Annotated in this window: 22 protein-coding genes and 1 riboswitch; of the genes, 20 read left to right on the top strand and 2 right to left on the bottom strand. The window is 43.3% G+C overall.

Features of this window, described 5'->3' with window-relative positions; all coding sequences use genetic code 11:
• Window positions 1-4: 4 nt before the first annotated feature.
• Window positions 5-340, bottom strand: coding sequence for a hypothetical protein (locus tag MHH60_RS02770; protein ID WP_036687547.1), 336 nt, complete (start codon window positions 338-340; stop codon window positions 5-7).
• A gap of 258 nt (window positions 341-598) precedes the next feature.
• A riboswitch (PreQ1 riboswitch) is annotated at window positions 599-642 on the top strand.
• Window positions 643-805: 163 nt separating this feature from the next.
• On the opposite strand from MHH60_RS02770, the gene queF reads away from it, so the two are divergent.
• The 15 genes from queF to MHH60_RS02695 all read left to right on the top strand — a co-directional run bounded on the left by queF (window position 806) and on the right by MHH60_RS02695 (window position 16,044).
• Window positions 806-1,279 (top strand): preQ(1) synthase, encoded by a 474-nt coding sequence (gene queF / locus MHH60_RS02765; RefSeq protein ID WP_036687775.1) that lies wholly within the window; start codon window positions 806-808, stop codon window positions 1,277-1,279.
• A 29-nt stretch (window positions 1,280-1,308) separates the two neighbouring features.
• On the top strand, window positions 1,309-1,971 hold the full coding sequence (gene queC / locus MHH60_RS02760; protein WP_076138738.1) for a 7-cyano-7-deazaguanine synthase QueC: 663 nt from the start codon (window positions 1,309-1,311) through the stop codon (window positions 1,969-1,971).
• The gene (locus MHH60_RS02755) at window positions 1,971-2,453 is read left to right on the top strand and encodes a 6-pyruvoyl trahydropterin synthase family protein (protein WP_036687544.1); all 483 of its coding nucleotides are present in this window, start codon (window positions 1,971-1,973) and stop codon (window positions 2,451-2,453) included. The genes queC and MHH60_RS02755 overlap by 1 nt, the downstream gene beginning before the upstream one ends.
• Window positions 2,446-3,168 carry a 7-carboxy-7-deazaguanine synthase QueE gene (queE, locus tag MHH60_RS02750; RefSeq protein WP_076138737.1) on the top strand — a complete coding sequence of 241 codons (723 nt, stop codon included), beginning with the start codon at window positions 2,446-2,448 and terminating at the stop codon, window positions 3,166-3,168. The genes MHH60_RS02755 and queE overlap by 8 nt, the downstream gene beginning before the upstream one ends.
• Window positions 3,169-3,303: 135 nt before the next feature.
• Complete coding sequence (locus tag MHH60_RS02745; protein WP_076138736.1) at window positions 3,304-3,825, top strand: cysteine hydrolase family protein; 522 nt, start codon at window positions 3,304-3,306, stop codon at window positions 3,823-3,825.
• Window positions 3,826-4,644, top strand: a complete 819-nt coding sequence (locus tag MHH60_RS02740) for a VanW family protein (RefSeq protein ID WP_076138735.1) — start codon at window positions 3,826-3,828, stop codon at window positions 4,642-4,644.
• Window positions 4,645-4,725: 81 nt separating this feature from the next.
• Window positions 4,726-5,862: a zinc-dependent alcohol dehydrogenase gene (locus tag MHH60_RS02735; protein ID WP_076138734.1), complete on the top strand. Its 1,137-nt coding sequence runs from the start codon at window positions 4,726-4,728 to the stop codon at window positions 5,860-5,862.
• A 142-nt stretch (window positions 5,863-6,004) separates the two neighbouring features.
• Window positions 6,005-6,919, top strand: a complete 915-nt coding sequence (locus tag MHH60_RS02730) for a DMT family transporter (protein WP_179088968.1) — start codon at window positions 6,005-6,007, stop codon at window positions 6,917-6,919.
• 32 nt (window positions 6,920-6,951) lie between these two features.
• On the top strand, window positions 6,952-7,797 hold the full coding sequence (locus MHH60_RS02725; RefSeq protein WP_076138733.1) for a class I SAM-dependent methyltransferase: 846 nt from the start codon (window positions 6,952-6,954) through the stop codon (window positions 7,795-7,797).
• Between the two features lie 223 nt (window positions 7,798-8,020).
• The gene (locus MHH60_RS02720) at window positions 8,021-9,520 is read left to right on the top strand and encodes a sugar ABC transporter ATP-binding protein (RefSeq protein ID WP_076138732.1); all 1,500 of its coding nucleotides are present in this window, start codon (window positions 8,021-8,023) and stop codon (window positions 9,518-9,520) included.
• A gap of 32 nt (window positions 9,521-9,552) precedes the next feature.
• Window positions 9,553-10,542, top strand: a complete 990-nt coding sequence (locus MHH60_RS02715) for an ABC transporter permease (protein ID WP_076138731.1) — start codon at window positions 9,553-9,555, stop codon at window positions 10,540-10,542.
• Between the two features lie 63 nt (window positions 10,543-10,605).
• Complete coding sequence (locus tag MHH60_RS02710) at window positions 10,606-11,586, top strand: ABC transporter substrate-binding protein (protein ID WP_076138730.1); 981 nt, start codon at window positions 10,606-10,608, stop codon at window positions 11,584-11,586.
• Window positions 11,587-11,666: 80 nt separating this feature from the next.
• Complete coding sequence (locus MHH60_RS02705; protein WP_076138729.1) at window positions 11,667-13,277, top strand: response regulator; 1,611 nt, start codon at window positions 11,667-11,669, stop codon at window positions 13,275-13,277.
• Window positions 13,274-15,055 (top strand): cache domain-containing sensor histidine kinase, encoded by a 1,782-nt coding sequence (locus MHH60_RS02700; protein ID WP_076138728.1) that lies wholly within the window; start codon window positions 13,274-13,276, stop codon window positions 15,053-15,055. The genes MHH60_RS02705 and MHH60_RS02700 overlap by 4 nt, the downstream gene beginning before the upstream one ends.
• The gene (locus tag MHH60_RS02695) at window positions 15,055-16,044 is read left to right on the top strand and encodes a substrate-binding domain-containing protein (RefSeq protein WP_076138727.1); all 990 of its coding nucleotides are present in this window, start codon (window positions 15,055-15,057) and stop codon (window positions 16,042-16,044) included. Before MHH60_RS02700 ends, MHH60_RS02695 begins: the two co-directional genes overlap by 1 nt.
• A 54-nt stretch (window positions 16,045-16,098) precedes the next feature.
• Here MHH60_RS02695 and MHH60_RS02690 read toward each other — a convergent pair whose 3' ends face one another.
• Window positions 16,099-16,989: a LysR family transcriptional regulator gene (locus MHH60_RS02690; protein ID WP_076138726.1), complete on the bottom strand. Its 891-nt coding sequence runs from the start codon at window positions 16,987-16,989 to the stop codon at window positions 16,099-16,101.
• A gap of 328 nt (window positions 16,990-17,317) precedes the next feature.
• On the opposite strand from MHH60_RS02690, the gene MHH60_RS02685 reads away from it, so the two are divergent.
• From MHH60_RS02685 to MHH60_RS02665, 5 genes are all read left to right on the top strand, one after another.
• Window positions 17,318-18,253, top strand: coding sequence for a phosphate ABC transporter substrate-binding protein PstS family protein (locus MHH60_RS02685; protein ID WP_076126671.1), 936 nt, complete (start codon window positions 17,318-17,320; stop codon window positions 18,251-18,253).
• Window positions 18,254-18,343: 90 nt separating this feature from the next.
• Window positions 18,344-19,246 (top strand): phosphate ABC transporter permease subunit PstC, encoded by a 903-nt coding sequence (gene pstC / locus MHH60_RS02680; RefSeq protein ID WP_036687519.1) that lies wholly within the window; start codon window positions 18,344-18,346, stop codon window positions 19,244-19,246.
• On the top strand, window positions 19,243-20,139 hold the full coding sequence (gene pstA, locus MHH60_RS02675; protein WP_036687518.1) for a phosphate ABC transporter permease PstA: 897 nt from the start codon (window positions 19,243-19,245) through the stop codon (window positions 20,137-20,139). Before pstC ends, pstA begins: the two co-directional genes overlap by 4 nt.
• 38 nt (window positions 20,140-20,177) lie before the next feature.
• Complete coding sequence (gene pstB, locus MHH60_RS02670) at window positions 20,178-20,954, top strand: phosphate ABC transporter ATP-binding protein PstB (RefSeq protein WP_076138725.1); 777 nt, start codon at window positions 20,178-20,180, stop codon at window positions 20,952-20,954.
• Window positions 20,955-21,105: 151 nt separating this feature from the next.
• Window positions 21,106-21,708: a nitroreductase family protein gene (locus MHH60_RS02665; protein ID WP_076138724.1), complete on the top strand. Its 603-nt coding sequence runs from the start codon at window positions 21,106-21,108 to the stop codon at window positions 21,706-21,708.
• Window positions 21,709-21,763 lie beyond the last annotated feature (55 nt).

The raw sequence follows: 21,763 nt of genomic DNA, 5'->3' as shown, positions 1-21,763 counted from the left end.
TCGTTTAATCTACTGAAAGGGTGTAATTAGCTCTGTCCGTAGTTATTTCTGCCTTGCGGTCGGCTAAGTCTACGATTTGAAGACCTTCAACAGCTAAATCATAAGTGGATTGTGGCAGGGATACCAGTTCACCATCGGCGTTAAGTGTGCTGCCGAAACCTCTTAATATCAGTGCACTTCCAAGATATTCATCAATAACATCGTCTGCACTCCGGAAATCTACGGACTCTAAATTGAAATGAACTTTATCCAAATCACGAAGTTCTTTCTTTTCAATAGCGATTGTTTCATTTAAATGATTGTTAAGCCAATCCATAAGCTGCTGTATACTTTGTTCCATAACATGCTCCCACCCTTAGCTCGAAGATTATTATGAATAAGTTACCCCTTTCTTAGGATTTGAATCCTTTTTTTTGCCACATCTTAATTAACCATATGAATAATTCATGTGATTAAAAAGAAATTCACGATCAAATGGCATTGTTTTTGAACTTCATAAATTCTACGTACGTAAAGAGTAGAACTTGTCAGGAGCGGGCTAGCCATGGTATAGTTCAAGACGCAATATGTTTTAAGAAGAAGTCTGCGCTAAAGTTGTGCAGGAGAGGTTCGCGAACTCCCTCTATAAAAAACTAAGAATATATTAAACAGTACAAGCGGTTGCTGTCCTTTATCCGGACGATGCTTCCGTTTCTTCTTAGTGGAGCCAAGTTTTCGAAATCTCGTTCTTCTTTCCATTACCGGCCAAGGCCGAAGGAAAAGAGAGGGGTTTTTTGTCGTGTCAGAAGGAAGATTGAAAGAGGAAATGCAAGAAGTTACTTTGCTTGGTAATCAGGGAACACAGTACAAGTTTGGTTATGATCCAGACATTCTGGAGGTGTTTGATAACAAACATCCCGGGCGTGATTATTTTGTTAAATTCAACTGCCCTGAGTTCACTAGCTTGTGTCCTGTAACGGGTCAGCCGGATTTTGCCACGCTGTATATTTCGTATATTCCTGAACAAAAAATGGTGGAATCCAAATCATTAAAGCTGTATCTGTTTAGCTTCCGCAACCATGGTGACTTTCATGAGGACTGTGTCAACATTATTATGAATGATCTGATCTCACTGATGGATCCGCGTTACATTGAGGTATGGGGCAAGTTCACTCCGCGCGGAGGCATTTCAATTGATCCTTATTGCAACTATGGAAGACCGGGTACGAAGTATGAGGCGATGGCAGAACACCGCTTAATCAATCACGACCTCTATCCAGAAAAAGTGGACAACCGCTAAATTCCAACTTGTGATAAGGAGAGATTCATATGAACAAAAAAGCACTCGTCGTATTCAGCGGCGGACAAGATAGTACCACTTGCCTGGTTTGGGCATTGCAGCAGTATGAGGAAGTGCAGGTAGTTACCTTCAACTATAATCAACGTCATGCGGCTGAAATCGAAGTTGCAACAGAGATAGCAGCTAAGTTTAATGTAAAACAGCATATTCTTGATCTGGGGCTGCTTAATCAGCTGGCACCCAATGCACTTACCCGTCAGGATATAGATATCGTGGCTGGTGAAGGGGATGAGCTTCCAAGTACTTTCGTCGATGGACGTAATTTGTTGTTTTTATCTTTTGCCGCCATATTAGCTAAACAACTGGGGTACTCCCATATCGTCACTGGGGTTTGCCAAACGGACTTTAGCGGTTATCCGGACTGCCGTGATGTTTTTGTGAAATCATTGAATGTTACGCTGAACTTATCTATGGACTATGAGTTTGCGATCCACACTCCCCTAATGTGGCTTGATAAAAAAGAAACGTGGAAAATGGCCGATGAACTGGGGTATTTTGATTATGTTCGCGAACACACACTGACCTGTTACAACGGTATTATTGGCAGTGGCTGCGGTACTTGTCCAGCCTGTCTATTGCGTCAGCGTGGTCTTGAGCAATATGAGGCAGAGAGAATGGAGGCCGGCTCTTAATGCTTAACGAGGTTTCAGTTTGCAAAATATTTACGTTCGACGCGGCACACCAGTTAGTGGGACACAAAGGGAAATGCAGCAATCTGCACGGTCATACTTATAAGCTCGAAGTCGTGCTGAAGGGCAAACCTATGGCCGCGGAAGGCCACTCGGATGAAGGTTTTGTCATTGATTTTAGCGATATCAAAATGACAGTACAACAAAGCCTTGTAGATCGTTTAGATCACGCTTTTCTTGCCATGGGAAATGAACCTGTGTTAGAGACGTTAACGAATACGGGCTCCAAAGTAGCCTTGTTGTCTTTCCGCACCACAGTGGAGAATATGTCTTCATATATTGCCTACAAGCTTAAGCAAGCAGGGTTGCCATTGTACTCGGTAAAGCTATGGGAGACTCCAACCTCTTGGGCAGAGGTGCTGGCTGAAGATGTTCCGGATGAAGGGCCATCCTACCGTTTGTATGGAGGCTGTGACTGTGAGTAAGATTCCTGTAATAGAAATGTTCGGTCCAACTATTCAAGGCGAAGGTGCGGTAATTGGAGTGAAGACGATGTTTGTCCGCACCTATGGCTGCGATTATCGCTGCGGCTGGTGTGACTCCGCTTTTACTTGGGATGGTACGGTTAAGAATAAGGTTCACATGATGGAAGCAGAAGAAATCATAAATGAATTATTGGCGTTAGCTGGAGATAATTTCGACTGTGTTACGATTTCAGGCGGTAATCCTGCCTTGATTGGTGAAGGAATGGGTACCTTCATCAATCTGCTTCATGAGCGCGGAATAAAAGCAGCGATAGAAACTCAGGGGAGTAAATGGCAGGATTGGTTCAATGACGTGGATGTGCTGACAATCAGTCCTAAACCCCCAAGCTCAGGAATGACAACGAATTGGAAAATGCTAGATAACATCATGAGTAAGATGGAGAAACTGGGTCGTTCTACGCATAGCTTGAAGGTCGTAGTGTTTGATGATAAGGATTTTGATTATGCGAAAAACGTTCACCAGCGATATCCGAATGTGCAGCTCTTTCTGCAGCCTGGTAATGATGATGTCACGGAAGAGGGCAACATTTCTGCTCGGCTTCTGGGAAGGCTGGAGTGGTTGTTTAATAAAGTAATCGTGGATTCGGATATGAACAAGGTTCGTGTACTTCCACAGCTGCATGCATTGATTTGGCATAATAAGCGTGGTAAATAAAAGATTGATGAAATCGTCCGGGTATCTGCTTACAGATACTCGGTTTTTATTTTTAACAGTTGTAACTTCTAGCAGGTAGATAGTCTGTCCCAGTTTCTGGTATGATTTTGGAAAAAGCTCTTGGAGGTTATTCATTTGGAACAATCAACAGCACTATTAATTATCGATGTTCAAGAAGCCATGTTCTCCTATGATTTAAAACTGTACGATGAAGAGGGTGTAATGGAAAGGATTGTCTCGCTTCAGCAAAAAGCTCGATTAGCAGGTACTCCTATTGTGTATATTCAACATACCGAAGATGAGGAATACACAAAAGGTACACCCACTTGGCAGATCAGTCACCGCATCACACCGCAAGAAGGCGAAGTTATTGTTGAGAAGCCTACTTGGGATGCTTTTCACCGAACGGAATTGCAAGATGAACTCCAGAAGCTCGGGATCACGAATCTGGTAATCTGTGGGATGCAAAGTGAATTCTGTCTGGATACGACGATAAGACGCGCATACAGCATGGGATATAAAAGTGTACTGGTTTCAGACGCCCATAGTACCTTTGACAATGGGGTTCTGAGTAGTAGGGAGATCGTTAAGCATCATAATGCGATAATTGGAGGTAGATTCGCCCAGTTACGAGCTGAAAGCGAGGTTCAGTTCTAGATGAATACACCCCAGGCTGCCATGAAGCCCATTAAGCGTTCTCGCCTTAGATTGTTTGCTGGCAAACGATATTTTATTTGGAAAAGATATTTGAAATGGTGCACTGGACGAAGCAAAATAGCGAAGCAGCGTACGGATGAAACATTATCTTATACAGCTATGACTCATACTACCCCGTTATTAAGAAGTCTTCGGAATGTAGATATGGTGCTTCAATACAATAAAATAACTAACTTACGGCTGGCAATTGCGAAGCTGGATGGACTTGTTGTGCAGCCGGGGGAGACTTTTTCCTACTGGAGAAGTATTGGTAAGCCCACTAAGCGAAAAGGGTATCTGGAGGGTATGGTACTGCATTATGGTGGTTTTCATTCCGGGGTTGGAGGAGGCTTATGCCAGTTGTCTAATCTGATCTATTGGATGGCACTGCACACACCACTTACCGTTATGGAACGGCATCGTCACAGCTATGATGTATTTCCAGATGAACAACGTACACAACCTTTTGGAAGCGGGGCGACCTGTTCTTATAACTACTTGGATCTTCAATTGAAAAATAACACCGCTCAAACGTATCAACTAAAGCTCTGGCTGGACGATAGCCATTTACACGGGGAATGGAGATGCAATGAGCAGGCGCTTTATGATTATGAAGTATACGAAAGTGATCATAGGATTAGTTTAGAGCCCTGGGGCGGATATATACGCAGTAATAAGATCAGTCGAAAAGTATATACACGCTCTGGAGATCTAATTGGAGATGAAGCTGTAACTGATAATTACGCACTGATGATGTATTCTCCGCTTCTTCATGGATAAGAGCTTAGGGCTTAGGGATATAACATAGAAAGGTATGAACGTTATATCTCTAAACCATCTCCAAAGGAGCGGATTAACAGCATGAAAGCACTAACCTACCAAGGGAAGAAAAAAGTGAAAGTTAAAGAAGTAGCTGATCCGAAGCTTGAGAAAAAAGATGACATCCTCGTTCGGATTACCACTACGGCGATTTGTGGCTCGGATCTGCACATTTATAACGGAGAAATTCCAGGTATGCATGATGATTATATTATTGGTCATGAGCCGATGGGGATTGTTGAGGAAGTGGGACCTGACGTAACTAAAGTCAAAAAAGGTGACCGAGTTATCATCCCCTTTAATGTCGCCTGTGGAAAGTGTTTTTTCTGCCAGCATGAGATGGAGAGCCAATGCGACAATGCTAATGACGCCAAGGACACAGGCGGTTATCTTGGTTATTCCGATACTTATGGCGGTTTTGCAGGCGGACAAGCTGAATTGCTGCGGGTACCTTATGGTAATTTTGGCCCTTTTGTCGTTCCTGAGGATGCAGAAATGGAAGATGAGCGGCTTCTTTTCTTATCGGATATCGTTCCTACTGCTTGGTGGGGAGTAGAAAGCGGGGGAGTGAAGCCGGGAGATACGGTCATTGTTCTCGGCTGCGGGCCCGTTGGACTGTTAACTCAAAAGTTTGCTTGGATCAAAGGCGCCTCAAGAGTCATTGCGGTTGATCATATTGGCTATCGTCTGCAGCATGCGAAGCTGACCAATAATGTCGAAATTTACAACTTTGAAGAGATTAAGGATATTGAAGCTCATTTGAAGGAGATAACATATGGGGGCGCAGATGTGGTTATTGATTGTGTGGGTCTAGATGCCAAAATATCTGCCTTGGAGAAAGTGGAAACGGTTCTGATGCTGCAAGGAGGCTCGCTCAGTGCATTCAGAATGGCCGCGGACATCGTACGTAAATTCGGAACTATTCAGCTTGTAGGGGTCTATGGCCTTAATTATAATATGTTCCCTTTGGGTCATCTATTTGAACGGAACATTTCATTAAAGATGGGACAAGCGCCGGTGATTCACTATATGCCGTTGCTGTATAAGATGATTAAAGAAAATAAATTTGATCCTACAGATATCATTACGCATCGCCTGCCAATTAGTAAAGCGGAGCATGGCTATGACGTTTTTAGTGAGAAAAAAGAGGATTGCATCAAGGTTGTTCTGAAGCCGTAGCCTTTTAAGAAGCATGAGCTTTCGTCAGAAATGACATTGCTTGTGCTTTTTTTAGTGAAATCTTATGAAAATAGATGCATTTTTTCACGGTCTGCGTTAAATTAACATAAGTGACTTAAGATATTGAAAGGACGCGTAACATGTGAAACTTAAAAAACCGCCACTTCCGATTCCACTATTAATGTTGATAGGGATTGTGGCCATCTCTTTTTCCGCCATTTTTATTAAATGGTCTGATGCACCTGCATCTATACAAGGCATGTACAGATTATTATTTACCTCACTGCTGATGCTGCCTTTTGCAAGACCCTATAGTGGAGCTGCTTTTGCTCTTCGTAAAAAAGACTGGCTAATGCTCATCCTCTCAGGCGCAATGCTTGCGCTGCACTTTTTGCTATGGATGGGATCATTAAAGTATACTTCGGTAGCTAGTTCAACAATGATCATGGCGCTGGAGCCTGTATTTATTATGCTGGGTGTTTATTTTTTGTATAAGGAAAAGACAGCTCTGTCCGCTATTCTAGGGCTTGGCATTGCGATTGGCGGTGTCGTGTTTATCGGCTGGGGGGATATTGGAATCTCTGCAGATAATCTAAAAGGTGATCTATTATCGGTCGGAGGCACTGTCGCGGTAGCTGTACATATGCTGATCGGTCAAAAGCTAGTGGTGCGCATGCCCTCTTACTTATATAGCTTGATTGTCTTCTTATCAGCCGCTGGCGTATTTGCTGTATACAATCTGTTCATGGGGATTTCCTTTTTTAATTATCCGGCCAAGGAATGGGGAATCTTTGTATTGTTAGCAGTGGTGCCAACGGTGTTTGGCCATATTTTGTTTAATTGGTTACTACAATATGTATCCGCGACTACGGTTTCAATGAACATTTTAGGAGAACCAGTGGGTGCCAGTATCTTAGCGTATTTGCTCTTGGGTGAACAGCTAACATCGTTACAATGGGCAGGTGGAGTGCTCATCATGATTGGACTCGCAGTATATTTGTACGCGGGAAGAAGGAAAACTATCCGGATGGCTGAGGCCATTCAGAACGCTTCATAACAGATATTTTACACATAAAGGGGTAGCAATGGATGGAAGAACAGAATCAATATCCAAATAATCAAGCAGAAAAAAACGCTGTGCCAACAAGTGAAGAGCTTTGGAACGAAGATACTTATACCGCTTGGGTAACTCGGTTTGGTACACCGTCAGAAGCAGCTGCAAAATTAATAAAGGAACCAAGTGTAAAGCTTTACCCGCTCCTTTCTTTTTTTGGAGAGGTGAAGGGTAAGAAAATGATGAATTTAATGGGCTCAAACGGGATGAAGGCCGTGGCACTCTCATTACTAGGTGCGGAAGTAACGGTTGCGGACTTCTCGGAAGCCAATGCGCGATATGCGGCTGATCTTGCCCAAGAAGCAGGGGTACCATTAACCTATATCGTCTCAGATATTCTTAAGCTGCCAGAAAACGTCCTTGATGGTTCATATGACATCGTCTTTGCAGAGTTAGGTATTGTTCATTACTTTACCAACCTTACACTATTCATGGAAACAGCTCGCCGATTGCTTTCTCCTGGAGGCGTATTTGTACTCCGCGATTTTCATCCGGTAACGACCAAACTTATTTCCTCGAAGGGATCTACTGCGAAGGTACGCAAACACAAAGTAAACGGAGATTATTTTGACTCATCATTGGAAGAGAAGAAGGTATCCTATTCCAAGTATTTGCCTTCCACAGGTAAACCAGCAGGTGAAGAAGAGCATAGTGTTGTGTATTGGCGCCGCTGGACACTCGGAGAAATTGTAACCGCAGCAGCTAATAGCGGACTAGTGATCCGCCAATTAGTAGAAGAACCTAATCTATCTTCGGACGTGTATGATAAGGGAATTCCTAAGACCTTCACATTGGTGGCTGGAAATGGCGCAAGCCTGTAGGAGGGTTGGCTGACATGTGATTTTTAGGGTATAACATTTGTGCTGAACTGAGGTGCTCTCGGTTCAGTTTTTTTGTGTGTAAAACATAAAATTTTAAACTTTTTTACGGAGATTATTCCATTACAATGGCAACTTATAGGGAATACAATGATTTTACATTCCGGATTGAAAGCGATTACTTAAGGGTTAATGCATTCTCAAAGAATTTGAGGTGGATATCAAAATGAACGAAGTGTTGCTTTGTATGGAGGGAATCAACAAGTTTTTCCCAGGTGTTCATGCTTTGAATGAATGTCAATTTGAGCTGAAGCGTGGGGAAGTTCATGCGTTAGTAGGAGAAAATGGCGCTGGCAAGTCTACCCTTATGAAGATTGCGACAGGTGTCTATTCCAAGGATACTGGTCAAATGTGGTACAAGGGAAATGAAGTGGAGATTGTTAATACCCGTGAAGCACAGGAACTTGGAATTAGTATCATCCATCAGGAATTGAATTTAATGCCTCATCTTACGGTCGCCCAGAATATTTACATTGGACGAGAGCCGCGAAAAGCTCTGAAATGGTTCGTTGATGATGTAGAGATGAACCGCAAAGTTCAGGTACTGTTTGATCAAATGAATCTGAAGCTGGATCCCAGAGTTTTGGTATCAGACCTGACTGTTGCTAATCAGCAAATGGTTGAAATCGCTAAAGCCTTGTCTTTCCAAGCCGAGGTATTGATCATGGATGAACCAACCGCCGCGTTAACAGATACAGAAATTAACGAGTTATTTCGAATGATTGAGCAGCTACGAGATAAAGGTGTGGGAATTATTTATATCTCTCACCGCATGGATGAATTGAAGCGAATTACAGACCGCATTACAGTTATGCGCGATGGTTGTTATGTAGATACCGTTCGTACCGATTCAATAACGATTGATCAGATCATCAGCATGATGGTTGGTCGTGAATTATATCAAACGTCGAAACCAACGATTGCGAAACAGACTCAGCAAGTTGTCTTAGAAGTCCGGAATCTTTCTAGAGGGCATGCGTTCAAGAATATTAGCTTTCATCTGTATAAAGGTGAGATTTTGGGCTTCGCTGGTTTAATGGGGGCTGGACGTACCGAGGTTGTTCGTGCCGTATTTGGTGCCGATCCCATCGATGAGGGTGAAATTATGCTCCATGGAAAATCGGTTCGTATACGTCAGCCACATCAAGCGGTACAGCATGGTATGGGGTATTTGTCCGAAGACCGTAAACGTTTCGGACTACTTGTGGATATGGATATCAGCATGAATAATGCAATTGCCTCCTTTTATAAATTCCGTAATTCATTTGGCTGGATGAAGGAGCGGGAGATGCGAAGCTCAGCGGAGCAGCATGTTGAAGCGCTAGCCACCAAAACTCCAAGTGTAGGTCAAAAGGTTAAGTTTCTGTCCGGAGGTAATCAACAGAAAGTGGTCATCGGCAAGTGGTTGACTAGAGACTGTGATGTACTCATCTTCGATGAGCCCACACGAGGTATTGATGTAGGCGCGAAAAGTGAAATTTATAAGCTGCTGGATCAGCTTGCGAGTCAAGGGAAGGCGATCATTATCATTTCTTCAGATCTTCCTGAGATTCTAAGAATGAGCCATCGGATTATCATTATGTGTGAAGGGCGTATAACAGGAGAACTCCCCGCAGAAGAAGCATCGCAGGAGGCGATTATGAAATATGCGACGAAACGTTCATAACTGTTCAAGAGTTAACCGGAGGTGTCAGGACTATGAAGATCGCGGATAAAGGGATTGGTCAGCCAGCGGGTATGAAGCAAACGGGAGGGCAATCCGGATTCAAACAAAAATTATTGGCATTTGCCAGTCTGATCATATTGGTCATCGTATTCTCTTTATCCTCCAGTAACTTTTTTCAATTCTCAAATCTTGTCGGAATTCTAGTTTCTACAGCTGTAATCGGAGTATTAGCGCTTGGAGCTACCTTTGTTATTATTACGGGTGGCATCGACCTCGCTCTGGGTACTGTAATGACATTCTCATCTGTTATGGTTGGAGTCATTATTACCTTCTGGGGTCTGCCCGTCCCGTTAGGCATTGTAGGTGGGATTCTGGCTGGAGCACTGTGCGGCTTTATCAGCGGTTTGATGGTGGCGAAGATGAACATTCCACCCTTCATCGCCACTCTGGCGATTATGATGGTCACCAAAGGCTTGTCGCTTGTCATTACAGGAGCCAAACCCATTTATTTCAACGATGATCCGATCTTCGCCAAGATCGCTATGGGTAAAATGATCCCCGGTATACCCAATACCATCGTTATCTTCTTATTACTCGGTATGATCGCAAGCATAATCTTGTCTAAGACGATAATTGGGCGTTACAACTTCGCGCTTGGCAGTAATGAAGAAGCCACTCGCTTATCAGGTGTGAACACAGTCAAATGGAAGATTATTATCTATTCCATTACAGGAATCTTTAGCGGAATCGCAGGTATCCTGATGGCCTCACGTCTGAATTCAGCTCAGCCATCACTGGGCACTGGCTATGAACTAGAGGCTATTGCGGCAGTGGTCATTGGCGGAACTTCCTTAAGTGGAGGTGTAGGTTCTATTCTAGGCACGATTATTGGCGCACTGATTATGAGTGTGCTGACGAATGGCTTGCAGATTATGTCCGTGGCTCAGGAATGGCGGACGGTCATTGTCGGTGTTGTAATCATCATTGCGGTTTACGCTGATATTCTACGCCGCCGTAAGTAATAAACTTGGTATGATCTCCATCCGGAGTGATATACAAAGCAAATGACGAGGGGGAAGATTCAAATGAAACTGCGTCGTAGAGGGTTTATCATGCTTGCCAGTCTATTGTTAGTCACTACTTTGCTGAGTGCATGTAACAACAATGATAGTAACAAGAGTGCATCCGGTTCAGACAAACCATACATTCCAGTCATATCAAAAGGGTTCCAGCATCAATTCTGGCAAGCGGTAAAGCAAGGAGCGGAGAAAGCTGCTAAGGAGTTTGATGTTGAGATTACCTTCGAAGGTCCAGAAAATGAGAGTCAGGTGGATAAACAAATTGAGATGCTGCAAACCGCTCTCGATAAGAAGCCAGCTGCAATTGCGCTTGCCGCACTGGACAGCAAGGCTGCGATTCCTTATCTAGAAAAGGCAAAGGAAAATAAGATTCCGGTCATCGGCTTTGACTCTGGTGTAGACAGTGATATCCCTGTAGCAACAGCAGCGACTAACAATAAAGCAGCAGCTGCTTTAGCCGCAGATAAAATGGCTGAACTGATTGGCAAGAAAGGTAAAGTGGGCCTTGTCATACATGACCAAACGAGCAGCACAGGGCAACAGCGTCGTGATGGCTTCTTGGAACAAATGAAAGCAAAATATCCGGATATTCAAGTGTTAGAGCCGCAATATGGGGGTGGAGATCAGTTAAAGTCTACAGACCTTGCGAAAGCGATGATGCAGGCAAATCCGGATCTGAAAGGAATCTATGGCTCTAATGAAGGCTCTGCTGTAGGTGTGGCTAATGCTGTTAATGAATTGCAAATGAATGGTAAGATCGTAGTCGTCGGCTTTGACTCTGGCAAGCAGTTGATGGATGCTATCCGCAGTGGTGTTGTGGCTGGCGCCGTTACACAAGACCCCATTGGTATTGGCTATCAAGCTGTGAAGGCAGCTGTGCAAGCGATTAAAGGGGAAGCGGTTGAAAAGAACATCGACACGGGGTTCCACTGGTATGATAAAAACAATATGGATTCCGATGAGATCAAACCGCTACTATACGAATAGAGTTTATTAATAGAGGTTGCCTCACGCAGGCGGCCTCTATTATGCTTATGCTGATAAGTTCAAAGTTGTGGAGGTGTTGGATGTATAAGATAATTCTGGTTGATGATGAAGATGAGGTTCGTGAAGGGATCAAACAGAAGATCTTGTGGAGTAAATATGGGTTTGAGCTGGTTGGTGATTTCGATAATGGCAGAGATGCACTGGAAGCAATCGAGCAGCATCGGCCTGACGTAATTATTACTGATATTTGTATGCCTTTTATGGATGGACTGGGATTGGCCAGAGCTGTGATGGATAGGTACCGGGATATGAAGGTCATTATCGTCACTGGATATGAAGACTTCGAATATGCGAAGCAGGCCATAACACTGAAGGTGACTGAGTACTTATTAAAACCGATTAATGCACGTGAGTTTGCTGAATTTCTAAGTAAGATGAAGCAGGATTTAGATGAAGAGCATCTACAAAAAGCGAATTTAGTTAAGCTTCGTATGCAACTTAATCAGAGTCTTCCATTGCTGCGGGAACGATTCTTGGAGCAGCTGGTAACTACTCGAATGAAAAGCGAAGAAATCGAGAATAAATTGAGTTATTTTCATATTCAGTTGCAGGGTCAAGTGTACCTTGCGCTCGTTATAGATATAGAACTTGAGAAACGAAGCCAGGACCTATCTTTTGATGCAGAGCTACTACGTTTCGGAGCCTTTAACATTGTTCAGGAGCAGCTGGAGAAAGAGCAAGACGGAGTGGTATTCCAGACGAGAGATGGAAAAATCGCTGCGATATTATCCGGCAATTCAGAGATGTTAGAAGTAGCAACGCAGCTTCTTGCAGAGCAAGTCCAGGGTAGCTTAAATAAATATTTGAAGCTGTCATCAACCATAGGCATCGGTAGAAAATGTAATACTTTTCAACAAATTCCACTATCCTTCCAAGAAGCGGTCTCCTCCATAGAATATCGTTACCTTTTAGGCATAGATAAAGTTATCTCCATACAGGATCTTGAGTTTGGCAAGGGATTGGATCAGGCGCATTTCACCTCATGGGAAAAGCAATTCATATCCGCTTTAAAGACAGGTAAAGCTTCTGCTGTATCGGAAATTCTATTGAAGTGGTTTCAGGAGCTTAAAAGTAATACCTCCTCTATAGAAGGCTGCCGTAGCAGCATCTATCAGCTGCTGGTTTCTTTGATGAATTATGTGGCCGACATCGGCTTCCCAAATACAGTAGTTGTTTCGCATAATATGTTTGCAGAGGTTGCTGCGCTTAAGACTTTAGATGAAGCTAGGAATTATCTGGAGAGGACTTGCCATGAACTGATACTTAAACTATCGGAACAGAGAACAACGGTTCGGACTTCTCAGATGCAAGCCGCAGAAGCTTATATTCGCGAGAATTATTGTAATGACAGCTTTTCACTCAATGAGCTGTGTAGCCATATTTTTATGAGCATCAGTTATTTCAGTGCAACTTTTAAACAGCATACCGGAGAAACATTTATAGAATATCTGACTCGACTCCGTTTGGAAAAAGCAAAAGAACTCCTTACGGTCACACAGTTGAAGACTTATGATATCGCTGCCAGAGTTGGTTATGCTGATCCACAGTATTTTAGTGTTATTTTCAAACGTAATGTAGGAAGCACACCGAAGGAATATCGATACCGGCAGAAGGAGAATCTCTCTCTATGAGAGCACAGCGCTTTTTCTGCAGCCGAAGTATTCATACTAATATTGCTGTCTCGTTTTCACTTCTTATCCTCTGCACAACTATTGTCCTGAGTTATACTTCCTATCGCCTGTCCTCAGCCGCGGTCAAGGGCAATTCTGTAGCCTACACTTCACAGTTAATAGAACAAGTAAAACTGAATATCGAGAATTACATTGGCAATATGGAGAGCATAGCCGCTCTGGTGTTAACTAGCAGTGATCTAGAGAAGTATATAAAAGGCTCGAATTTAGATAAAGAAGAGGCGCTTAAGAATAAACTGCTTGCCAGTCATTATCTCCGGTCAGTCGTTCAGTCCCGCTCGGATATTTCCTCTATATTATATGCAGGCTCAGATGGCATGACCGTTTCGGATCGACAGCATGCTGTTTTGAAACCGCTTCCTGAACTAATAGCTCAAGATTGGTATCAAAAAGCTATGAATCAACTTGACGTTGCAGTTTCTTCCTCACATGTGCAGCACATCTTTCAAGATGAATACCGGTGGGTAGTCTCGATCAGCCGAAAACTCACGAATGCGAATGCTATGACGGAAGCGGATCAACAAGGTGTACTGCTCGTAGATCTCAATTACAGTGTAATTAATAATCTATGTAAACAAATCGAACTGGGAAAACGCGGTTATGTTTTTATTGTCGATCCCGCAGGCAGCCTTGTCTATCATCCACAACAGCAGTTGATCTACTCCCAGCTCAAGTTCGAACAATTGGAGACGGTCCTTGGGATCAAAAGTGGATCTGTTACGGTTAACACGGGGAATGACCAGAAACTGTACACTGTGGACACTACAAGCTTTGGCTGGAAAATAGTTGGAGTCACTTATCCGGATGATTTGGTCGCGAACAAGCAACGTATGCAAGGAACTGCCGCCTTATGGGGAGCCATTAGTTTGATTTTTGCTATGGCTATATCGATTTTTCTCTCTTACGCACTGACCAAACCGCTGAAGAATTTGGAGCTGAATATGAAAAAAGCGGAACGTGGAGAGTTCGACATACGCGTGGAGATTGAGAGCACGAATGAAATCGGCAAGCTTGCTCGTACGTTTAATCTTATGATCATGAAGATTAAAGAGTTAATGGGTCAGATCGTCTTGGAGCAAGAGATGAAGCGTGTGAGTGAACTGAAGGCGCTGCAAGCGCAGATTAAACCTCACTTTTTGTACAATACACTTGATTCGATTATTTGGATGGCAGAGACAGGAAAGATGGAGGAAGTGGTGGAGATGACTTCATCTCTATCCAAGCTGCTCCGTTCAACAATTGGTGAGGGTGAGGAATTGATTCCGCTGGCCAAAGAATTAGAGCATATTCGGCACTATTTAACGATTCAGAACATGCGTTATCGTAATAAATTCACTTATTCCATAGAGGTACAAGAAGATATCCTAACCTGCAGCATTTTAAAAATGGTGCTTCAGCCTTTGGTTGAAAATGCGATCTATCACGGCATAAAACATAATCCTGAGCAAGGGCACATTCTGATCCGGGCAAGACAAGAACAGAACGATATTATCGTACAGATCATTGATGACGGTATTGGGATGGATGAAGAGCAGATGGGTAAGGTACTGCTGCAAAAATCAGATTTCAAGACTGGCAGCGGTGTAGGTGTCGCGAATGTGAACCATCGTGTCCAGCTGTATTTCGGTGTGAAATACGGTTTGTCTTTTGCAAGCGAGATGGAGGAAGGAACGACGGCCACTTTACGAATCCCTGTGATTTATGAGGAGGAGAGTTAATGAGCGCTTTACGGTCAAAAATTGGCCTGTATACTCTGCTGCTGCTCTTCATTGTTACTTTGGGTTCATTAGCCTATCGTATGTTTACAAATGAGCTTGACGCAAAGGTTAGGACCATTATTTATGTGCCCAAGACTATCGACAGCAGTATTGAATTCTGGGAAGTGGTGAAACAAGGTGTGGCAACAGCGGCTAAGGAGTTCGACGCAGAGGTTCGCACGGTTGGAACGGATACAGAGCTTGATGTAGATCAACAGATAGAACTGCTGGAGCAAGCCATTAAGGAGAAGCCTGACGCCATTATTTTATCAGCTACAGATTATTATCGCCTCATTCCAATCGCAGAAAAGATTAAATCTGCTGGCATTACACTTATTACTGTAGATTCGGGCTTGAGCGGTGGTGTATCAGAGAGTTTTATTGCTACAGATAATTATGAAGCAGGACGTAAGGCAGGGCAGGAGTTAAGAAAATATATCGATCCAGAGGATAAAGTCGCTATCGTTAACTTTGTACAAGGCTCTGCCACCGCAATCGAGAGGGAAAGAGGAGCTCGTGATGCCCTTTTAGAGAATGGAGTTCATGATGTGCAGCCTACATTATACAGTGATGGTTCCGTGCGAAAAGCGTACCAGTTAACTGTTGATTTACTAAAGGACGAGCCAAATCTAAAGGGGATAATAGGTCTTAATGAACCTTCTACACTAGGTGCTGGGCAGGCGATTATGGATATGGGATTTCAGGACAAAGTGAAATTATTTGGGTTCGACAATTCTAGCAATGAGGTGAAGCTTCTCGAAAAAGGGATTTTACTTGGTACGGTTATGCAGAAGCCTTTTAATATGGGGTACTTAGCTGTGAAGACGGCGATTGAAGCTGTTGAGGGTGAAAAAGTGGAACGGATAATAGACACAGGCTCCGTGATCATCACGAAGGAGAATATGTATTTAAGTGAAAATGAGAAATTAATGTTTCCTTTTATAGAATAAATGAACAAGGAAGCTTCTAAAACCGTTTGCGGCTTTAGAAGCTTCCTTGTTTTTTTAAAGATCAAGAGTCGTTACTATTTCAACAAAGGATTGCTGCAACGGTGTTAAAATATGATCTTTACGCCAGCCGAGCACAAACCCGCCGTTTTCAGGCAAAATCCCTGGCAGGTTGGCATAGCTAAGCTTGCCTAGTTCAATCTCAGCTTTAACAGCCGCTTTAGAACAAATGCCAACACAATCACTCCCGCTAACTAGCTGCTTAATCACTTCTGGAGAATTCAACTCGGATCGGTTCCATAAACGGATTTGATTGAATTGTGCCCATTGATCGGCATACCCTCGTAAACAAGATCCTTGCTCATGCTGAATCCACGGCTCATTGGCAATTAGTTCAGGTGTTAATTTCTCTAGGTCTTCAAATGGGTGACCAGGTGCAAAAATTAGGACAGGTTCATCACGGACAATAAGCTGAAAATCAAAAGATTCGTCCTGCCAATCCGAAGTATGTAAAATAGCCATCTGAATATCCCGACTACGGAGACGTTCACGTAACAAAGCATCGCTTTGAACAGTCAAGGAGTTGTTAATCCCCGGATAGAGTTTCATGAATTGGATTAACATATTAGGTAAAATATAAGTTGCAGGAATAAAACTGGCTTCCAGCTCTAATGTTCCTTTTGAGGGAGAAGAAAATTGTTTGACTGTACGCTCAGCTTCTGCTGTGAGGGAAACGATTTTGAGGGCGTATTGATAAAGGGCTCGCCCAGCATCCGTAAGCAGCACTCTGCCGCTGCGGTAAAGAAATAGAGGGGTTCCGAGCTCAGCCTCCAGATTCTTCATATGAAAAGAAACAGTAGGCTGTTTAAGGCCTAATTCTGCGGCTACATCGGTTACCTTTTTATATTTTTCAATTAGAACTACGATGTTCAATTTCATAATATTCATGACTTTCCTCCACATAATGCTAAGTTGGATTACAAATTATATCTCCATTATAGATTATATCTATACAGATATACACTTTATATTGGTATTTTTTTCGTTCACTTTACAAAGATAAGAAGTTTCTCTAACGAACGAGCTCTAGAATAAGAAGAGTCAGAGGGGCCAAGAAGTCCCGGACAACATATAACATATGCGTTTGATGAACTTTTACAGTAACCATGCATATGGGGGCCAAGCTCCACAACACCATGTTAAAGCTTTCGAAGCCAGTTTGGTATGAACTGATCAGGGAGCCATGCTAACAAACCATTTAGGAGGAGACAAAACAATGCAATTCAAAAAATCATGGATCATGACTTTGGCTTTAACAAGCGTACTGGCACTATCGGCTTGCGGTAACGGCGGGGCTAACAACACAGGAGGAAACGCTGCAGCAACTAACGAAGGAAGCGGCGGCGCTGAAATAAGTGGTTCGATTCTGGCTTCAGGTTCAACAGCATTACAACCCTTGGTTGAGCTGGTAGCAGAGAATTTCATGGATAAAAACACTGGCGTGGACATTCAAGTTCAAGGCGGTGGCAGTGGTACTGGTCTTACTCAAGTAGCTGAGAAACAAGTAGATATCGGAAACTCTGACGTATTCGCAGAAGAAAAATTAAAAGATGCAGATGCAGAAAAAGCAGCAGCACTCGTAGATCATCAAGTAGCAGTAGTAGCGATCGCAGCAGTATCTCATCCTGATGCTGGTGTGGATAGCTTGACTAAACAACAACTGGTGGACATTTTCACTGGTAAAATCACTAACTGGTCTGAAGTAGGCGGAGCGGATCAAAAAATCCAAATCATCAACCGTCCAGGCAGCTCCGGTACTCGTGCAACCTTTGAAAGCTTTGCACTTGGAACCAAAACAGAAGATATCCCAGGTTCAATTCAAGAAGATTCCTCCGGTACGGTTAAGAAAATGATCGGTGAAACTCCAGGGGCAATCGGATACCTTGCTCTTTCTTACCTGGATGATTCCATTAAAACACTTAGTCTTGACGGTGTGGAAGCATCTGTTGATAATGTTGTTTCTGGTAAATACCCAGTGTGGGCTTACGAGCATATGTACACAAATGGTGAACCTAACGCAACAGTAAAAGCATTCCTCGACTTTTTCTTAACTGACGAAGTGCAAACTGGTGAAGTTGTTGAACTTGGATACATCCCAGCTGTTAAAATGCAAGTTGTTCGCGACGTTGCAGGAACTGTTACCGCTAAGTAATTTAATTTTAGGCAATGTTATTGATTAGAATCTCAAGTGATTAGAGGCGGATACATCTGCCTCTCTTTTCACTTTAGAAAGAGGGAGCAATTGAGGGTGAAACTAAAGAACTCACGATTCGAAAAACATCATATTGAAGATTTTGTTGGACGTACTTATATGTCCTTCTGTGTATTACTGTTGATAACAATCATTGTATCGATGGTATATTTTGTAGCGTCTAAAGGAATTTCAACCTTCACAAGTGGCAATGCTACAGTTTCTGAATTTCTATTCGGTACAAAGTGGTCGCCAGAAGCGGATACGCCTTCCTTCGGAGCTTTTCCATTTATCTCGGGGTCCTTCCTGGTTACTTTGCTTGCCGCATTGATTGCTAGTCCACTTAGCTTATGCGCTGCGTTATTTATGACTGAGATTGTTCCAGGGTGGGGCAAAAAATTACTTCAACCTGTTATTGAGCTTTTGGCAGGGATTCCTTCGGTAGTATATGGTTTCATCGGATTAAGTGTAATTGTACCGTTTTTACGCAACAACCTGCCGGGCCAAGGCATCGGGGTAGCTGCAGGCGCGCTTGTGCTCTCGGTAATGATTCTTCCGACGATTACAAGCGTGGCTGCAGACGCGCTGGCTTCATTGCCGCAAAACTTAAAAGAATCTTCCTATGCGCTTGGTGCCACCCGGTGGCAGACGATTTCGCGGGTGATTATTCCAACAACCTTTCCTGCCATAATGACAGGGATTGTATTGGGAATGGCTCGTGCTTTCGGTGAAGCACTCGCTGTACAAATGGTTATCGGGAACGCGCCATTCGTGCCAAAATCACTCTTTGAGTCAGCTTCTACCTTGACCAGTGTGATCACACTCGGTATGGGGAACACGACTATGGGCTCACCTCACAATAATGCACTGTGGAGTATGGCACTGGTTCTCATGCTGATGACTTTCGTATTTGTCTTCTTTGTGAGAATGCTTGAAAGGAGAAATAAAATTTGAAGCCGAGAACCGTAAATAAAATTGCCACCAGTCTTATTGTATTTTTCGCGATGCTCATCGTTGCCATTCTACTTGGACTTTTGGGATATATCCTCTTTAGAGGCTTAAGCCATATCAGTTGGGATTTTCTTTTCTCTGCACCGCAAAAAATTCGTGCAGGTGGAGGGATCGGACCGCAGCTATTTAACTCCTTATTCCTGTTGGTACTGACACTTATTATTACAGTTCCGCTTGGACTGGGTGCCGGTATTTATATGGCGGAATATGCTCGTCCCGGTAAGATTACCGGCTTTATTCGCTTGATTGTTGAAGTATTGTCATCTTTCCCTTCCATCGTAGTCGGCTTGTTTGGTCTATTGCTGATTGTTAACTATTTCAATCTGGGCTTCTCCTTAATCTCCGGTGCGCTAGCATTGACGGTCTTTAATCTACCCCTGATGGTGCGGATTACGGAGCAAGCTTTTCGTAGTGTTCCAAAACAACAAAAAGAGGCCGGTTTTGCACTAGGATTGTCCAAGTGGAAAATTGTTACCTCGGTGTTGTTTCCGGTAGCATTACCTACAATTATTACAGGCACTATCTTGTCCGCTGGCCGTGTCTTTGGGGAAGCAGCTGCGTTGATGTTCACAGCAGGGATGAGTAGTCCAAGATTGGATTTCACCAACTGGAATCCACTTAGTGCGAATTCACCACTGAATCCCTTCCGTCCAGCGGAAACGCTGGCTGTCCACATTTGGAAGGTCAACAGTGAAGGCCTAGCTCCAGATGCTGCACAGATTGCTGCAGGAGCTTCGGCGGTGCTTGTAATTATGGTGTTAATCTTCAATTTGGCAGCACGTTATTTCGGAAGATTTATATATCGTAAGCTTACAGCTTCAAAAAGAATGAACTAATCATACAAATTAAAGTAGAGATGTAGGAGGAGTAATCGATGGGAACGTCGGCAACAGCAGTGCGTGAATCTTTTCAAACCGAAGACCTGAGTATTTTTTACGGAACATATGAGGCAGTAAAGGGGATAAGCCTTCCATTTGCTGAAAATACGGTTACTGCACTGATCGGCCCATCCGGCTGCGGTAAATCAACCTTTCTTCGTTCTTTGAACCGGATGAATGACGAAATTTCTGGCTCAAAGACAAAAGGAAGCATCTGGATCGATGGAGTGGATATTAATGCTCCGGGTACGGATGTGATTAAGCTGCGCCAGAAGATCGGGATGGTATGGCAAAAGCCAAATCCGTTCTATAAATCGATTTACGATAACATCGCTTTTGGACCTAAGTATCATGGCATTAAAGGTAAAAAGGCTCTTGATGAGATTGTTGAGGGCAGTCTTCGCAAAGCAGCATTGTGGGATGAGGTTAAGGATCGTTTAAAAGATTCAGCACTTGCACTTTCCGGTGGACAACAACAGCGCCTTTGCATTGCTAGAGCGTTGTCGGTTAACCCGCAAATTCTGCTCTTGGACGAACCAGCATCAGCTCTAGACCCGGTCTCCACAGGTAAAGTAGAGGAGCTAATCAAAGAGTTAAAAGAAGAGCTTCGCATCGTTATTGTGACACATAATATGCAGCAGGCAGCTCGGATCTCTGATTATACCGCATACTTTTATCTAGGCTCCCTTGTCGAATATGATAAGACGGATAAAGTCTTTACCAATCCAGAGAATCAAATGACGCAAGAATATATCATGGGCCGATTCGGCTGAAGCTGTGAACATCGTTCCTTCTGGAACGGTGTTTTTTTGTGAATTCAAGAGTTGTGATTCGAAGGGTTACCTGTTATTTGCAAAAGGCAGAAAGATGCTGTATCATTTGTGATAATGATTATCATTATTACTATAATAGGGAGTGGATCTTATGACGCAATCTCAACAGACTCAACAGAATAGTGTGGCCCAAATAATAAAAGAACGACGCTCGATTAAGCTTTTTAAAAAAGATCCACTTCCACAAGGCCTTTTAGAGGAATTATTAAATGTAGCGGTATGGGCACCGAATCATGGTGTGCGTGAGCCGTGGAGATTTATTGCTTTTCAAGGGGAAGGTTCGAAATTCCTAGCTGAATCTGCATTTGCTTTTGTAAAACGTGCTATAGCTGATCCAGAAGTGGCTGCTAAACGTAAAGAATATATCTCGAATATTCCATTAACAGTAATCGTAGTGATGCCTGAAGATCCTCGGCAAAGAGAGTGGGACGAGGATTTTGCAGCAGCGTCCGCACTTGTACAGAACTTCCAGCTCGCAGCTTGGGAACAAGGTGTAGGAACGATTTGGAAGACTGATCCATACATCAACAACCCTGAATTCCGCACTAAAATTGGTGTGAAGCCCGGCGAAAAAATTGTAGCCATGATCCATGCCGGATATCCGGAGATTGTACCTGACAGCCGTCCACGCACAGACGCTTCGGAGCTGCTGAAGATCGTAGACTTCTGTCCAGAGAATGGCGTAGTGGAATAAGGAAAGTCGAAGGCATTCGTATATTAAAAGCGGCGAAAGATCATAAATATTGAAA

The organism is Paenibacillus sp. FSL H7-0716, from assembly GCF_038002705.1.
Taxonomy (GTDB): domain Bacteria; phylum Bacillota; class Bacilli; order Paenibacillales; family Paenibacillaceae; genus Paenibacillus_AQ; species Paenibacillus_AQ odorifer.
This window is presented reverse-complemented; position numbering and strand designations above follow the sequence as displayed.

Bases quoted from the DNA above. Each gene is read 5' to 3' on its own strand.
- MHH60_RS02770 (WP_036687547.1), bottom strand. From the start codon at position 340: ATGGAACAAAGTATACAGCAGCTTATGGATTGGCTTAACAATCATTTA.
- queF (WP_036687775.1), top strand. From the start codon at position 806: ATGCAAGAAGTTACTTTGCTTGGTAATCAGGGAACACAGTACAAGTTT.
- queC (WP_076138738.1), top strand. From the start codon at position 1,309: ATGAACAAAAAAGCACTCGTCGTATTCAGCGGCGGACAAGATAGTACC.
- MHH60_RS02755 (WP_036687544.1), top strand. From the start codon at position 1,971: ATGCTTAACGAGGTTTCAGTTTGCAAAATATTTACGTTCGACGCGGCA.
- MHH60_RS02740 (WP_076138735.1), top strand. From the start codon at position 3,826: ATGAATACACCCCAGGCTGCCATGAAGCCCATTAAGCGTTCTCGCCTT.
- MHH60_RS02735 (WP_076138734.1), top strand. From the start codon at position 4,726: ATGAAAGCACTAACCTACCAAGGGAAGAAAAAAGTGAAAGTTAAAGAA.
- MHH60_RS02725 (WP_076138733.1), top strand. From the start codon at position 6,952: ATGGAAGAACAGAATCAATATCCAAATAATCAAGCAGAAAAAAACGCT.
- MHH60_RS02720 (WP_076138732.1), top strand. From the start codon at position 8,021: ATGAACGAAGTGTTGCTTTGTATGGAGGGAATCAACAAGTTTTTCCCA.
- MHH60_RS02715 (WP_076138731.1), top strand. From the start codon at position 9,553: ATGAAGATCGCGGATAAAGGGATTGGTCAGCCAGCGGGTATGAAGCAA.
- MHH60_RS02710 (WP_076138730.1), top strand. From the start codon at position 10,606: ATGAAACTGCGTCGTAGAGGGTTTATCATGCTTGCCAGTCTATTGTTA.
- MHH60_RS02705 (WP_076138729.1), top strand. From the start codon at position 11,667: ATGTATAAGATAATTCTGGTTGATGATGAAGATGAGGTTCGTGAAGGG.
- MHH60_RS02700 (WP_076138728.1), top strand. From the start codon at position 13,274: ATGAGAGCACAGCGCTTTTTCTGCAGCCGAAGTATTCATACTAATATT.
- MHH60_RS02695 (WP_076138727.1), top strand. From the start codon at position 15,055: ATGAGCGCTTTACGGTCAAAAATTGGCCTGTATACTCTGCTGCTGCTC.
- MHH60_RS02690 (WP_076138726.1), bottom strand. From the start codon at position 16,989: ATGAATATTATGAAATTGAACATCGTAGTTCTAATTGAAAAATATAAA.
- MHH60_RS02685 (WP_076126671.1), top strand. From the start codon at position 17,318: ATGCAATTCAAAAAATCATGGATCATGACTTTGGCTTTAACAAGCGTA.
- pstB (WP_076138725.1), top strand. From the start codon at position 20,178: ATGGGAACGTCGGCAACAGCAGTGCGTGAATCTTTTCAAACCGAAGAC.
- MHH60_RS02665 (WP_076138724.1), top strand. From the start codon at position 21,106: ATGACGCAATCTCAACAGACTCAACAGAATAGTGTGGCCCAAATAATA.